We start from the raw sequence: 14,273 nt of genomic DNA, 5'->3' as shown, positions 1-14,273 counted from the left end.
CAAGCAGCACACCTACATCGCGGGGTTGAGGCGGGTATTCTTGCTTGCTGCTGAGCCTCGTGGGGCCAGTCGGCGTACCGATCTGCCCACACAAGGGGCGGCCCTGGGCTGTTCCGGACGAGATTCGAAGTCATGGGGCCGGATTGTGCTCGCCAGACGGGGCATCCTCGCCACTCTTACTGATCTTGACTTCGACGGCGCCGCCAACAAACCTCTCTTTATGCCACGGCGATTCTTACTACGCTGCCTGCTTGACGGAATTCAGGGGCAAGTCGAGGGGGTCATGTGAGCGAAGGGATCTTCATCCGCCTTCTCGGAGAGGTGACCGCCACGTTTCGCTACCGAGACTCTGCAGAACCCATCGCCCTCGGACCGGCCAGGCAGCGGGCCGCCCTCTCGATCCTGGCCGCGGCGGCACCCCGCCCCATCCCGATGGGGCGGCTGGTCGCCGGTGTCTGGGGCGAGGACGCCCCGCGCAATGCCGAGCAGAGCGTTTACACGTATATCGCCGGCCTACGCCGCGCCTTCGAGCCCAATCGCGGGCGGCGCGAGCCGTCGCAGGTGTTAGCGGGAATGCCGGCCGGCTACGTCTTGCGAGTGGAGCCGACCCAAGTGGACGCGCTGCTGTTCGCCGAGTGGATTGAGGAGGCCAGGCGAGCCCAGCGCGCCGGCGACGACAGCCGGGCCGTCCATCACCTCGACGAGGCCCTGGCGATGTGGCGCGGCACCGCGCTCAGCGGGCTATCCGGTCCGTTCGCGGAGACGGAGCGCGTTCGCCTGGAGCAACTCCGGCTTGCCGCGCTGGAATTGCGCGCTGAGAGCCTGCTACGCCTGGGCCGCCACCGGGACATCACCGAAGAGCTGCAGCACCTCGCCCGCCAGAACCCCCTGCGTGAGCGGGTCCGCGAGCTGCTCATGACGGCCTTGTTCCGCTCGGGCAGCCCGGCCGAGGCAGTGAAGGTATATGAGGAAGGCAGGGTCGTGCTCGCGGAGGAACTCGGCCTGTCGCCCGGCGAAGGGTTGCGCCAATGTTACGAGATGGTGCTGCGTGCCGATGCGGCACTCACACCTAGCGCGCCGGCGCCTCGCCAGACACCACACCAATTGCCCCGCCCGCTGGCGGGGTTCGTGGGCAGGTCCGCGGCGATCGTGCACCTGAAGGAGCGGCTCGCGCCATGGGATGAGACGTCGCCGAGCCCATTGGTGATCATCACCGGGCCACCGGGAGTCGGCAAGTCAGCGCTCGCCGCCCATGTCGCCCACCTGGCCAAGGACCGCTTCCCCGATGGGCAGCTCTACGTCAACTGCCGGGGCGCCACGCCCGAGTTACCTGCACTAACCCCGCTCGACGTGCTCGGGCGGTTCCTGCGCGCGCTCGGCGTGCCGCCCAGCTCCGTGCCCACCGACCTGGACGAGGCGGCGGCCGCGTGGCGCAGCCGCCTGCACAACCGGCGAGTGCTGGTCGTGCTCGACGACGCCGCCGACCTCACGCAGATCCGGGCATTGTTGTCGGCCTCGCTGGGCAACACTCTGCTCGTGACCAGTCGGGAGACCATGAGCTGGAGCGAGGACGCCTTCCAGGTGGAGCTCACCAGGATGTCCCAGGCGGAGTCGGCCACGATGCTGGCCAAGCTCGCCGGTGCGAGCCGGATCTCAGCTAACGCGGGCGAGACGGCCAGGCTCGTCCGCCTGTGTGACGGTCTCCCGCTGGCTCTACGCATCGCGGGGGCGCGACTGGCCAGCCGCCCTGACTGGAGTGTGTCCGCGCTGGCCTCTCGCCTGAGCGACGAGCGGACCCGGCTGCATGAGCTCGCGGCTGGCGACCTGGCGGTCCGCTCCAGCCTGACCGCCAGCCACACCGCGCTCGAACGCGGCTCGCGCCCCGTGGACCGGCTGGCCGCGCGCACGCTGTCGCTGCTGGGAGTCTTGCACGTCCCCGAGGTGACCGCGGAGGCGGCGGGCGCGCTGGTCGGCGTCAGCTCCGGTGAGGCAGAAGCGGCCCTGGAGCGGCTGGTGGACGCCCACCTGCTCGATCGTGTTGGGCACGGCCGCTACCAGTTGCACGACCTCGTCCGCCTCTTCGCCGGCGAGTTGCGACCCAGCGACTGGCGCGAGCCGCTGATCCGCGCACTGTCGTATTACGCCGCCTCCACACGCCTGGCCAGCCACGTCAGCGACCCACACCGCACGCAACTGGCGGCCCCAGTCGACGCGGTACCCCACGAGGTCCGCACCGCGGATGAGGCGAAGGCATGGCTGAGCGACGAGGAGGCCGTCCTGTCGGCTGCGGCCTTGCAGGCCCTGAACTCCCCCGACGACACGATTGCCCGGCTCGGCGTCAACCTCGCATTCGGCCTCCTCTGGCGGCAGGAACGCGCCTACCACATCACGGAGATGAAGGAGCTGAACACGCTGGCGTTGCGGGTGAGCGAGCGCCTCTGTGACGAGGCCAGCGCCCTGCTCGCGCACGACCACATCGCCAACGCCCTGCGTTTGACGGGACGCACGGACGAAGCCGTCGCCCACCTGCGGGCCGAGCTGGAGCTCGCCCGGCGGCTCGGCGATGCGTTCGGCGAGATGCGTGCGCTGGGCAACCTGGCCAGCACTTACAACTCGGGAGAACGTTACGAGGAGTCGCTGCCCTGGGCGGAGCTCCAGCTCGCGCTGGCCAGGAGCATCGGCGCGAACGTGGGGGTCCGGTACGCGCTGATGTGCATGGGGGACTCCCACCTAGGTGCGGGACATCCGGAGAAGGCGTGCGAGGTTCTGCGTGAGGCGCTGGCCGCGGCCGAGAAGGCGAGAGACCGCTTCCACGAGGCACAGATCCGGGCAGCGCTCGGCGAGGCCCACGTCGATCTGAACGACCCGAAGCAGGCTCTGCCACACCTTCTCAGAGCTCGTGAGCTGTTCGAGGCGAGTGGTTACCGGATCGGCAAGCTTCGTTGCCTGATCGGGCTGTCGCGCGCGTACCGGTTGCTGGAGTATCCCGAGCAGGCACTCTCCTACGTCACCGAGGCGGCCGCATCCGAGGGCGGACTCGGGCGAGCTCGCTGGGAGCGCAGACTGAGGGAGGAGCAGGCGGCCGTGGCCGCAGCACAGGCGGCTGCCTGGACGGACCCGCGTCCCTGAGTGCCAGGAAGAAATCGACCTCCTGCCTGACCGCACCGCCGATGTCCTGGAGGCCTGGCTGCGCACCCATCCCAACGTGCAGGTCGTGTGCTGGGACGGCTCGGGCACCTCCGCCACCGTTGGAAGCGATCCGCCGCGCACGGCGTCCGCACAGACCAGGAAAATCGGCCCGCAGGGTGTGGGACTACCCTGCCGTGCTCGGATCAGGGGACGTGCCCGCGTCGGGTGGCATCAGAGCCGACCCGAGAGCGCGTCGCGTAAGACGTCGTAGTAGCCGAGGCGGTGCTTGGCGGCGATAGGCAGGAAACCACGCACGGGCATACCGATCATCGTGCCTCGCCATGCAGGATCTGCTCGAAGATGCGTCTGGCGGTCGCGGTCAACGTCCATACGGTTTCGTGGACTGTCTGCTCCGCGCGGTCGTTACGGCGGACGAAGCCCTGGCCGGCGGCGGCGCACAGTTCGTACGTTGTTTCGCGGCATTCGCAGGTGTGCGAGATAACCCGGATGCGTGAGACCCGAGGGGTGAGTTCGTACCAGGACAGCCTGACGTGCCCGGGCAGGGGTGGTTGAACGTGCGGACCGTGGAAGTCGGCGAGCTTGTCGACCGCCATGTCACCTGGTCCTTCCCTCGAAGATCTCGACGAGGTTCTTGAGGGCGAGATCGACGCGAGCCATGACGAGGTCGTGGATGTGATCGCCGCCTGGAGGCAGTCGGTAGCCGTGCTTTTCCAGCACGGCCTGGACCTCTGAGACCAGATGACGTGTGAAGTCCCCATCCGTGGCTGGGTTACGCATGGTGTCGGCCCCCTTTTATCCGGCCCGTCTTGACGCTGTATAGCCGTGGCGGGCTGACTACCTGGTGACAGGCAGTGTACGTCGCTCGTCCCTCCCATACAACACGTCTATCTCGTCTAGTACGTCTAGCCGGTGCTACACGTATCGGGCGTAAGCATCATCTATGCCCGTCTCTAACGTGTAGTCCGTGAAAGTCGACCAGCTTGACCCGATGCCGATCTACGAGCAGCTTGCGCGGATCATCAGGGAGAAGATCAAGGCCGGTGATTTGCAGGAGCGGCAACTCGTTCCTTCCGAGAGTTCGCTACAGCAGGAGCACGGCATTGCTCGCGGTTCAGTCCGGCGCGCCATGGAACTCCTGCGTGATGAAGGCTGGGTGATCACCATCCAAGGGCGAGGGACGTTTGTGGCACCCCGACAGACCTGGCCAGACAAGTAAACCCCCGTATCGGCAATGGCTGATGCATGGGTACGAGTGGGGCCGCGACACCGTCAGAAAGCCATCGCCGTCTGGTACGAGGTGGGCTTGGTCATCGCGATCCAGGGCCGCGCGTAGAGTCCCCGCCGGGAATCAGGCTGAGCCCGAGTCGCGGCAGGAGTCAGGCGAGCCCGTACTTCTGCCTGATCGAGGCGGCCCCCTCCTCGGGCACCTCAGCTGGCGTACGACTCAGGGCTTGGCGCAGTTCACCCATCGATCGCCTGCCCGGAGGCGCGGCCTCGGCCAGGCACCTGGCGTGCCCGGCCTCCTCCACACCGCCCTTGATCGCGGGGCCCGATCGAGGCGCCGCTCAGCCCCACGCAGAGGCGGGTGTCGGGCAGAGCAGCCACCACCCGGCACTGACGCGCAGCCGCTCGGCCAGGTCGGTCGTAGTGCGCTCGCGCAGCGGCACCACGGCGACCGCTCCGTCCGTGCCCGCTTGCCGCGGGAGTTGCTCGGCCAGACGGCACTCAACCCGGCGACCTCCTCCATGCGGCTGCGTTCCAGGCTGACACAGGCCGCCAGTGGCCCGCCCGATCAGGTCGCCGTCGCAGGCCAACTCCCAGCCATCAGCCCGCTGCTGCACAACCCCGCCACCCTCACCGATGACGAGCAGCGGCACATGGACGTACCCACCACCGCTTGCCTACTACTGGCAGGCCCTACAAATCGGCATCGATGATGCGCGCCCACGCAATCATGGAGCTGTTCAGCATCTTCCATTGGTCCGTGCCCGGTGCTGCATCGATGTAGCCGTAAACGAGCCCTTGGCCTGCCCGCTGGTGGAGATCGGCGAGAGTGACGTGATCTCAGCGAATTGCTGGTAGGTAGTTGTGCTCGAAATGGGTGAGGACAAGGGCGGCACAGGCGATGTCGCCGATTGCGCTGGGGCTGGCGGTGATGTGCTGGAGAATGCGCCAGCGCCCTTTGAGCAGGGCAAACCCGCGTTCGCCGAGACATCGCAAGGCGCGTAGGAGCCGGTTGTAGGTGCGGTTGTCCGGGCTGAGGATCTGGTTGCCTGCGGGCTGCTTGATCGGCGTATGAATGCCGATCTCGGCGCCGTCGTAGCCGCTGCCGGCGAGGGTGGGCAGGCCGGCTGCGGCTGCGGCGTACAACGCGCCCAGCACGTGCGCGCGAGCGGCGGTCAGATCGTGGACTGAGCCCGGCTCGACCTCGGCGATCCACAGGGGAAGCCCGCTGGGTGCCGAGAGTGCTTGGAGGTTGCCGGCATGCTGGTGGGCCTTGCCCGAGTGCCAGGCGTCGATGGGCTCGCCCTTGACGCTGAGGGCCTGCTCGGCGCAGCGATCGATCGGAATCAGGGTGCCGTCCAGGATCACATGGGCCAGCCCGTCGTCCTGGGCGCGGTCCAGAGCCTCGTGCAGATCAGGGGCTTGAGCTGCGAGGACGTCGATTCTTTCGGCGATGTAGCGGTAGGCCGTGGCCCGGGAGACGCGGTGATCGCGGCCAAGTTTGGGGATGTCGGACTCGCCCCGGAACCAGCGCAGAACCAGCACCGCCTGCCAGAACGGGGTGAGGGCGCGGCTCCCTTTGGGAGTGCCGAGCCGTCGACGTTCGTCCTGCAGCAACCGGGCAACGTACGTAACCAGTACACGGGAGACGTCGAGCGTGGCACGATGAGCAATCACGTGGAGCCTTTCGGCCGACGGGGATTCTTGTGGTGAGAACTCATCTACCGGAGGCTCCACGTCTGTCTCCGGCCTTCGACGACTTCTCCCGAAAGGCCCGAAACGCCACCACGGGCGTCCCGAAAATTCCCAATCGCCCGAATTATTTCTCTGAGATCACCTCAGTGAGTCCAAGGTGGCGAAGCAACGGATCAGCGTCCGGGCCGAGCCTGGTACTACATTCGTAGATCCGGTGGGAGCGGATCGCCGCGCTGCCGATAGTGGCTGGTCAGGGCGCGCGTCTGGTGAAGCCGCCGGAATTCGACCAGGCCAGGACATGATCGATGGCATTGGCCGCAGGGATGAACAGCCGGGCCAGAACACGGCGAATCTCGGCGAGGGAGAGCCGCAGGAGCCTCAACGCGGCGACGCCTCCAGAAGCGGATGGGCTTTTCCCTCGTCGGTGGCCTCATCAGCATCGGTGGGCAGGGTGACGCGCGTGACGGCCAGGAACGCCAGTGCGAGCATGGCGATGGTGAGAAGGGCGGTTCGCGAGTTGATGTCCCTTTGATCGCTTGCACTGCATGAGGAGGGCTGGTCACGGGCTCGTTGCCGGGTTACGGACGCGGCTGGGCGAACAATCCTGGCTCGGTCTCCACGAGAATGCCGAGGGTGACCAGGCGTTTGAGCTTGGCGCGGGTGTTCTCGATGTTCTTACGTTCCAGGGGCAGGTCCAGGGCCGGGCAGAGGTCGCGCGCTCGTGTGGGTTGGCCGCCGGTCATGAGGGTGAGAATCTGCTGATAGGACGGGTGATCGGGGACCACGGGAGCCGGTGGCAGCGGGGGTGCCGGATCGGGCTCGGCAGCCAGGAGGAGCAGGGTCTTGCGGGTGATCCGGAGGTGATCGAGGTCCTGGTCGAGCTCCTGTAGGCGGGCGGTCAGCTCCTCGATCTGGTCTCGTGCCTGTTCGATCTGGCTGGTCAGGGCTTCCTCGCGGGCGTCGATCCGGTTCAGCAGCCACGTGCCGGGGTCCGGGGTGCTCATACCGAGCGCCAGCTGGGGGTGGAGGTGTCGGTCAGCTGGCGGGTCATCGCGTCGGTCATCGCCCAGTACACGCGCGATTCGGAGCTGGCTGGATCGTGTTCGTAGTCGCCCATCAGCTTCGGATCGATCCCCGAGTATCCCCAGTCGGGTGGCTGCGCGACCGCCGGCGGCGTCAGAGAGGGCGGCGTCGGGGTTGTGTCGGCGTGGGCCGGAGGATCTGCCGGACGATGTGCCGGCGGTTGTTCGGGAGACGGCTGGGGAACCGGCGAAGGCGTCGTCATGGCGGGTCTCCGGCATGCTCGACAACAGTCGGATCTTCCCACACCCCAAAACTCCCGGCGAAGGGCGCATAACGTATCAGCATGGTCATCCCCGGCTCTTGAAACGCCCAGACGCCGGGATGTACGCAGAAGACGCCCTCCGAGTTCACCCGTAACGATCGCGCCCACCGACGTGGCCGCAGTGGTGACACACTCGGCCACGACGAAGTCTGGGGGCAAGCAAGTGGATCTGTAGCTAGAGCTTGCTAACCTCAGCTATTCAACCGGGGCGGTAGCTGTGCTCTAGAACATGAGAAAAGGTGCCCCTGAACTGCAAGGATTCGGGTGTCGAAGCCATATCCGCTGCAGAAGCAGGTGCACCTGTCTGGTGAGTGAGCGTATCGGGTGGGATCGCCGGTTGTCTGTCACAGCCGATGGAAAAGGGCTGGTGGGTCACGCGGGCGCGGTCCTGCTGCACAAGCTCGCCGATCGGGTGGGGCTGACCGCAGCGCTCGGCGGACTGTGGGCGGGCGGGCAAAGCGCGACTTGGCGCGACCGCGCTCACGTCCTGGTCACCCTGGCCGCAGCGATCACGTGCGGCGCGCGGAGCCTGCTGGAGGCCGAACGGCTGCAAGCCCACCACGCTGTGTTGTTCGGCGCAGCGCCGTCGGACTCCACCATTCACCGCACGCTGGCCGGCCTAGACGAGCCGATGCTCGCCCGCATCGCCATAATGCGGGCCGGGGTACGCCGGCACGTCTGGCAGCTGCTGCACCTGCGTCCGGGCGGCTTCCCCTGGCTCACCGTGGCCGGCAAACGGCTACGCGGATGGATCGTCATCGACACCGACGCCACCATCATCACCTTCGCCTCCGACAAGATCGGCGCGGCGGTCACGTTCAAGAAAACGTATGGCTTTCACCCGCTGGCCTGCTGGTGCGCCAACACTCAGGAAGCGCTGGCGATGCTGCTGCGCCCCGGCAACGCCGGCAGCAACACCGTCGCCGACCACCTGCGGGTGCTCACCGATGCGCTGGCCCAGATCCCGAACTCCTGCCAGGCCAAGATCCTGGTACGGGTGGACGGCGCGGGTGCCACCCACAACCTGCTCACCCACCTGGAGAAACTGAACACCGCCCGCCGCACGGTGCGTTACCTGATCGGCTGGACGATTACCGACCTCGATGAGCAGGCGATCACTCGGCTGCCCGCCACCGCCTGGACCGACTCTCTCGACCAGGATGGTGACCTTCAACCCGGTTACCACGTCGCCGAACTCACCGGACTCAACCAGCGCACCGGCTGCCCGGACGGCATCCGACTGCTGGTGCGCCGGGTGCGTCCCTCGGCCCGGCACCGCAAGAACCTCACCGCCTTCGAGACCCGGACCGGCTGGAAGTACTCCATCGTCGTCACCAACATCGGCCGCATGTGGGGCATCGCAGGCTCCCACCACCCGCAATGGCTGGACGCCCTGGCTCGCGCCCACGCCGTCGTCGAAGACCGCGTCCGCGCTGGCAAGGCGATGGGCCTGCGCAACCTGCCCAGCAAGAACTGGACCGTCAACGCCGGCTGGATGCTGACCGCCAACCTCGGCCACGACCTGGACTGCTGGCTACGCCTGCTGACCCTGCACGACCAAGACGACCTGGAACACGCCGAACCCGACACCATGCGATACCGGCTCTACCACCTGACCGCCCGCCTGGCCGCCCGCGCCCGCCGCCGCCACCTGCGCATCGAACGTACCTGGCCCTGGTCCCAAGCCTTCGCCCTGGCCTGGCAGCGCCTCACCGACCTACCCGCTCCCGCCTGAGAGCCGGCCTCGACCACGACGATCAAGGAAGGAGCCTCATCCGGGCACGTGGAACCCGGCGCCTCCGCAGCGTCATGCGACGGCCCGCCCCACCCGCACCGGGGACATTACGGGCAAACCGCGGAGCCGCTCACACAGCACAGCCCACTGAAGAATCGAGGCTAACTTGGGCTTCGTCCTATTTCCGGGGCGACACACTATTAGTGATAAGACCGGGCCGACCTCACCGCTCCGCCAGCCGGTCAGCTGACGATCTTGAAGCGGGCGTGACCACGAGGATGCTGCGGGCGGTGGTCATGTCATGGACAAGGCCGGGTTCAATTCAGCCGTTCAGTTTGTGGTCGTCTTTGGGCTACCGACCAGGAAGCCACTTCCCGAGGCCAGAGTCTGCGCACTACCTTCGGGTCTACACCGTGCGTACTCGCCTTGAGTCAGCGGGTATTCGGGGTGGGGCGGCGGAAGGTGTTGGCGATGACAGAACCGAACCGGTCGATCTACGCGTAATCGTGCGCACGCCGCAATTGATCGTCGTTCCGATCCGGGTTACTGCACGCAGGAGCACCGAACAACACCATGTGAGTATGACCGAGCCGCGCATCTTGCTCTGGGGCCGACCTCCGCGGCAGATACAGATTCTGCGTCCAAGCTGGAACGGTGGGGGTTCCATCGGACCTATTTACGATATTCGGGGATTGCCTGAAAGATCTCAGCCGCCTTGACGTCCGGACCGGTTGCATATGCACGAACAGTTTCGGGTGGTCCATCAATCACGAATCCGTAGATTTTCGAGTCGGTGGCCGCCATTCGTAACAGTCCTAAGTCAAGCCCAAGTTGAGCTAATGCCTTGCCATCCGAAGGCTGAAGCATGCCGACCCAGCTCTTGAACTGTGCTACGACATCCGTATCGCTCTTGCACGGAGGCAAGAACATGCTCTCGCATCCCGGTCCCATGCGCCAGAACACCGGTCGGCGCCCAGAGACAAGAGGAGAGAAAAATACGTCGGTAATGAAACCGGTCGGAACCTTTTTAAGATCCGAAGGGTGTAGCGGGTCTTTGAGTTCTACCACCGCGAACACGCGAAGTGATTGAGGCATGCGCGCGAGCGTTTTATCGATGCTCAGCTCAGTTCTGTTGCGCACTCCTTGGATGAATCCTGTCATGGCGGTTGCCGGCAACTGGGGTGCACTCCTGATCGAAGTGCCGGTTCCGTTAACAGATACTTCATATCGCTTAAGCCATGGCACCGTCTTAGTGATGCCCTCAAAGCCGAGCGGCTTAACGCTGAATGGAAGTCTTAGCTCGTTGGCGCTATTCTTCTCCGTCAGGCTTGGGTCATCAACCTCTATATAATATTCGGGGTTCGCGGCCATTATGGCGTTACCGATGACGGCCCGTATTCGCTGCGCATCCGACTGGCTGGCGGACTCATTTATTCTGGGTGTTTGGGCCTGTGTCGATGCAGCTGCTGTGCAACTCAAGCACGTTAATGCTAAAACCGCTCCTAGAGTTGGCCCCTTGATGGGGCTAAGTGCCACCATGTGGCGCTCCCTTGTGTAGTTTTTCTTGGTGCCGTAATGATGTAAGCGGGAGGCGGGGACAATGCTGCATCGTACCCGCCTCCCGCGTTGCGCCTAGTCTACAAGATCAGAGGGCTAGTAGAGACTACCATCGCGCTCGCGCCAGCCCGTACTAACAGACTTGAGAGGAAGGATCTTTGTCTTCTTGCAGTAGTTCCACCTCTTCGGCTCGGGCGGATGACATTGAGCGTCTTCCTTGGGAGAGACATAAGTCTCGAGTTGGAATTCTCCGTTGATGAAGTGATTGTAGGTGGGAAGAGAGCATGCTTGTGTTCCGGATTGCCAGCATCGCGCTTCGATGGACTTGCTGGCATAAGAGATCTCCAGAAGTCCAGTTCCAGACTTAGTCTCTGCCACAATTTCCGATGGGCACTTTTCGTCGCCAGTTGCTTCGACGCCAACATTGAAACTGCCCGAAAGATTGCCCTTGTATTCGAGACTTATGCCGCCCTCGAAGACGAACTTGGTCGTTGACGATTTAAAGCATGGCTTGGCAGTCATGCGGATCTGCGAGTGGTAATAGATATACTTATTGCGGGCGGCCTCCGATGCGCTCTTCTTGCCCTTGACTTTCGGCTTCCAGAAGATCGTTGGGTGTGTGTAGAGCTTTGCCCAGTTGCTAAAGTTCTTGATCCTCCATGTTGTCTCATCCCAGCCGAGTGCGCCCTTGGTCCATATTGACCGTCCCCTCATGAGAACTTTCGCACCCTTGACTGGGGAATACTCAACCATTGGCGTGAGATAGGGGCCGATTCTCTCCCACCCGCCAGTGTCTCCTGGGTCAGGAGGGCCAGCGGCGAGACGATTTGAGAGGCCACTGGAAGCTGGGGGATCGAATATGTTAGTGGGCACTCCTTGGGCATCGATATCCCAGTCGCCGAAGTCTGTACTGTCCTCTTCGCTGTCCATAGGAACATCGATAATGGTAACGTTACCGCACCTGTCGAAGACGAAAACGGAGACCGTGAACTCGCTGGGGTCGACCTCGCCTGAGGTGGCTGCAACTGCAGCGCTGCTCGTTTGCGATTGGGTCTGAATCTTCCAGGTTCTTGATATTCCGGCTGTAACACGCACGGAACCATCCGCAGCACCCTGGACTACTGCATTATCCAGGCTGAGAGTGGAGTCGACCCGTGATTCGCCTGCCCTCTGCATCGCTGCCCGTTGTTTGACCAGCTGTTCATTCAGCAGCGAGAGTTTGGCTGTGCTCGGCGCTTCTGGGGTAACGCCGGGCGCTTCCCAAATGGTTGCTGCGCGGCCTTCCAATACAGCGTCTTGCGCCTGATAGTAGTGTTTGATCCGATTGATATACTCCGTCGCTCCCGATTCTGCGATCGTTGAATTCCTGGCCGAGCTGGGCGGTGTATCCAGGAACGGAATGCATGATGTCGCAGAACTGGGTGGCGGAACAGCCTTTGGCGTCAAGTTTGCCGACTCCCAGTCGCTGACACCGAAGGCGGTCTTGGCTCTCACCATGACCGTGTAACTCTGGCCATTCGTGAGTCCGGTAAGCGTCACGTACGGGATCTGTACCTCGAGAGTCTTAACGGAGGTACCACTACTGTCTGTGACCTTGACATCGTAGCCGTCGAATGTGGCGGTGCTGCCAGTGCTTTCCGGAATTCCCCAACTGGCCGTCCCACCGCCATCGCCTGCTGAAGCGGCGAGGTTCAGAACGCCGCTAGGCGGTGCAGCCGGGACGTAGGTCAGTGTCATCGAAGGCTGTACTGCTGCAGGATCCTCTCCGAGTGTGATTGTCTCTTCTCTGTTGGATGTAAGCATCAACCACTTGTGCTCGTTCCTTGCGATGTCGGCCTGCGTGCCGTTCATCGGAAACGGGTAGGTCGTGTCAGGCTCTACATCTGCGGCCAGGTCGGAGCCCTTCGTCTCAGACGTGACAGTGGACTTTAGCGGGGTCGCGGTAATGACAGTGTCTGCTGGACATGGTCCAGATGGACAACTCGGAGCGCCCAGTTGCAGGATGCTTTCGGTGACCACTGCTCCAGCGGGCAACTCACTCAGGTTGAGAGCGATAATCGCGACGGTCTTGTCGATGCCACTTCCGCCAAGTCGCATTACCGTGGAGTCCTCAACTGCGCACGGTTCACCGTTGCATGCCGTCGGATCGGTCTTGGCAGACTTTATGACGAAGCTATCTTTGCCCAGGGACAGGTGTCGGATTTCCTCCTCCGCGTCAGGCGGGGGCGTACCGGGGGTGGTGAAGGTGACTGGCGCGGTCTTCGAGGTGCAGACCTCGTCGGCTGCTGTCTCGCCGTTTGCGCAGGCGACCATTTGCCACTTGTACGTGGTGCCGGGTTGGACCGTGTTGGCGGGGAGTTGGAAAGATGCGCGTTCGCCGCCGTTGACGGTCCGGATGCCGAGTGGTGCTGCGCCGACGGGTGTGCCGTTGTTGTCGTAGAGATAGTACTTGGCCGTGACCGGGCCGCCGGAGGGGCGGTTGACCATGCCGGACAGGATCGGCAGAGTCGGTTCCTCCATACCGGTCTGCGTGTCGGAGGGCAGCACCGGTGCGTCGGAGGTGATCCGGTAGGCCGGGCTCTCGTTGCAGGAGGGCGGGGTGACGCCGGTGCGGCAGGCCTTGACGACGAACTTGAAGCTGGCCGGGTTGTCCATCGTGAAGGTCTTGTCGATGACCTGGCCGGAGGGGATGCCGGTGTGCGTGGTGGTGTTGGTCGAGATGACCAGTGCGCGGATCTCCTGGGGGGTGAGTGCTCGCTGGTAGACGCGCAGGTCGTCCACGGCGCCGTCCAGGTTTGCCGGGTTGCCGAGGATTCTGCCGGTGCCGACCTCGAAGGCGCCGCGCGCGTTCCAGTCGGCGGTGTAGTCGCCTTCGCCGGCCAGTTCCCCGTCCACATACAGCCGGACCTTGTGCGCTGCCCGGTCATATTGCACGGCCAGGTGCGTCCATTGGCCGATCTTGGCTTGCTTCTCCGCCTGCACGCGAGTCAATTGAATGCTGCTGGGGTTGTCCTGATTGATGATCTCGAACGCCCAGCGCCGGTCGAAGTCCGCCATACCGGAAACCTTGTAGCCCAGGGTGAAATGGGGCATGTAAGTGCCCATCTGGGAGAGCACCGCCTGATCCTTGGTGCTGCTGTTGAGGCGCACCCAGGTGGCCACGGTATAGGTCTGGTCAGTGTTGATCAACGGTTTGCCCGCACTGAGCGTTGCCCCTGGTGCGAGGTTGACCGCCCGCCCGAGCTGGCCGGGGACACGACTGTAGGTCCCGTACGCAGTGCCGTTGTTCCCGTTGCCGGACGAGTCTGCTGCGGTGGCGCCAGAGGCTTCGTCGAGCTTCCACAAGGCGGTCTCGCCCGTGGGGAGCTGGACGGGGGGAGGGGGCATGGTGGAGTCGTTGACGGTGACGGTGTAGTCCAGCGGCGTCGCCTCGGGAACGCTGGACTTGTAGGTCACCTTGACGTTGGTGCTGCGGGCGATGGCGTCGTTGCCGCTGATGGAGTCGATCGACTCGGCGGTCACGGTGGGGATCTCCGGCGGCAGCACCCAGTCCACGCTGAGCTTGGG

11 protein-coding genes are annotated in these 14,273 nt (G+C 64.3%); 3 read left to right on the top strand and 8 right to left on the bottom strand.

Annotated elements, in window-relative coordinates:
• Window positions 1-285 precede the first annotated feature (285 nt).
• Entirely contained in the window at window positions 286-3,129 is a 2,844-nt protein-coding gene (locus tag AB0J64_RS48145) for a BTAD domain-containing putative transcriptional regulator (RefSeq protein WP_364043114.1), read from the top strand.
• A 326-nt stretch (window positions 3,130-3,455) separates the two neighbouring features.
• On the opposite strand, the gene AB0J64_RS48140 is transcribed toward AB0J64_RS48145, so the two are convergent.
• Both AB0J64_RS48140 and AB0J64_RS48135 read right to left on the bottom strand, forming a co-directional pair.
• Window positions 3,456-3,743, bottom strand: coding sequence for a hypothetical protein (locus AB0J64_RS48140; RefSeq protein WP_364043112.1), 288 nt, complete (start codon window positions 3,741-3,743; stop codon window positions 3,456-3,458).
• Between the two features lies 1 nt (window position 3,744).
• The gene (locus AB0J64_RS48135; protein WP_364043110.1) at window positions 3,745-3,927 is read right to left on the bottom strand and encodes a hypothetical protein; all 183 of its coding nucleotides are present in this window, start codon (window positions 3,925-3,927) and stop codon (window positions 3,745-3,747) included.
• A 187-nt stretch (window positions 3,928-4,114) separates the two neighbouring features.
• On the opposite strand from AB0J64_RS48135, the gene AB0J64_RS48130 reads away from it, so the two are divergent.
• Window positions 4,115-4,366, top strand: a complete 252-nt coding sequence (locus AB0J64_RS48130; protein WP_364043108.1) for a GntR family transcriptional regulator — start codon at window positions 4,115-4,117, stop codon at window positions 4,364-4,366.
• A 349-nt stretch (window positions 4,367-4,715) separates the two neighbouring features.
• On the opposite strand, the gene AB0J64_RS48125 is transcribed toward AB0J64_RS48130, so the two are convergent.
• From AB0J64_RS48125 to AB0J64_RS48110, 4 genes are all read right to left on the bottom strand, one after another.
• Window positions 4,716-4,991, bottom strand: coding sequence for a hypothetical protein (locus AB0J64_RS48125; protein WP_364043106.1), 276 nt, complete (start codon window positions 4,989-4,991; stop codon window positions 4,716-4,718).
• 223 nt (window positions 4,992-5,214) lie between these two features.
• Complete coding sequence (locus AB0J64_RS48120; RefSeq protein ID WP_364043150.1) at window positions 5,215-6,051, bottom strand: transposase family protein; 837 nt, start codon at window positions 6,049-6,051, stop codon at window positions 5,215-5,217.
• Window positions 6,052-6,647: 596 nt separating this feature from the next.
• Window positions 6,648-7,073, bottom strand: a complete 426-nt coding sequence (locus tag AB0J64_RS48115) for a hypothetical protein (RefSeq protein ID WP_364043104.1) — start codon at window positions 7,071-7,073, stop codon at window positions 6,648-6,650.
• Window positions 7,070-7,354 carry a hypothetical protein gene (locus AB0J64_RS48110; protein ID WP_364043102.1) on the bottom strand — a complete coding sequence of 95 codons (285 nt, stop codon included), beginning with the start codon at window positions 7,352-7,354 and terminating at the stop codon, window positions 7,070-7,072. The genes AB0J64_RS48115 and AB0J64_RS48110 overlap by 4 nt, the downstream gene beginning before the upstream one ends.
• A 427-nt stretch (window positions 7,355-7,781) precedes the next feature.
• On the opposite strand from AB0J64_RS48110, the gene AB0J64_RS48105 reads away from it, so the two are divergent.
• A complete protein-coding gene (locus AB0J64_RS48105) occupies window positions 7,782-9,149 on the top strand; it encodes an IS1380 family transposase (protein WP_364043100.1) in 1,368 nt (455 codons plus the stop codon).
• Between the two features lie 672 nt (window positions 9,150-9,821).
• On the opposite strand, the gene AB0J64_RS48100 is transcribed toward AB0J64_RS48105, so the two are convergent.
• Both AB0J64_RS48100 and AB0J64_RS48095 read right to left on the bottom strand, forming a co-directional pair.
• On the bottom strand, window positions 9,822-10,688 hold the full coding sequence (locus tag AB0J64_RS48100; RefSeq protein WP_364043098.1) for a hypothetical protein: 867 nt from the start codon (window positions 10,686-10,688) through the stop codon (window positions 9,822-9,824).
• A gap of 114 nt (window positions 10,689-10,802) precedes the next feature.
• Window positions 10,803-14,162, bottom strand: a complete 3,360-nt coding sequence (locus tag AB0J64_RS48095; protein WP_364043096.1) for a LamG-like jellyroll fold domain-containing protein — start codon at window positions 14,160-14,162, stop codon at window positions 10,803-10,805.
• Between the last annotated feature and the right edge of the window lie 111 nt (window positions 14,163-14,273).

Source organism: Nonomuraea sp. NPDC049695, from assembly GCF_040674955.1.
In the GTDB taxonomy this organism is placed as follows: Bacteria; Actinomycetota; Actinomycetes; order Streptosporangiales; family Streptosporangiaceae; genus Nonomuraea; species Nonomuraea helvata.
The sequence above is the reverse complement of the archived record's forward strand: the minus strand, read 5'-3'. Positions and strand labels throughout refer to the sequence as shown.

Coding starts and splice junctions, on each gene's coding strand:
- AB0J64_RS48140 (WP_364043112.1), bottom strand. CDS start 3,743: ATGGCGGTCGACAAGCTCGCCGACTTCCACGGTCCGCACGTTCAACCA.
- AB0J64_RS48135 (WP_364043110.1), bottom strand. CDS start 3,927: ATGCGTAACCCAGCCACGGATGGGGACTTCACACGTCATCTGGTCTCA.
- AB0J64_RS48115 (WP_364043104.1), bottom strand. CDS start 7,073: ATGAGCACCCCGGACCCCGGCACGTGGCTGCTGAACCGGATCGACGCC.
- AB0J64_RS48110 (WP_364043102.1), bottom strand. CDS start 7,354: ATGACGACGCCTTCGCCGGTTCCCCAGCCGTCTCCCGAACAACCGCCG.
- AB0J64_RS48100 (WP_364043098.1), bottom strand. CDS start 10,688: ATGGTGGCACTTAGCCCCATCAAGGGGCCAACTCTAGGAGCGGTTTTA.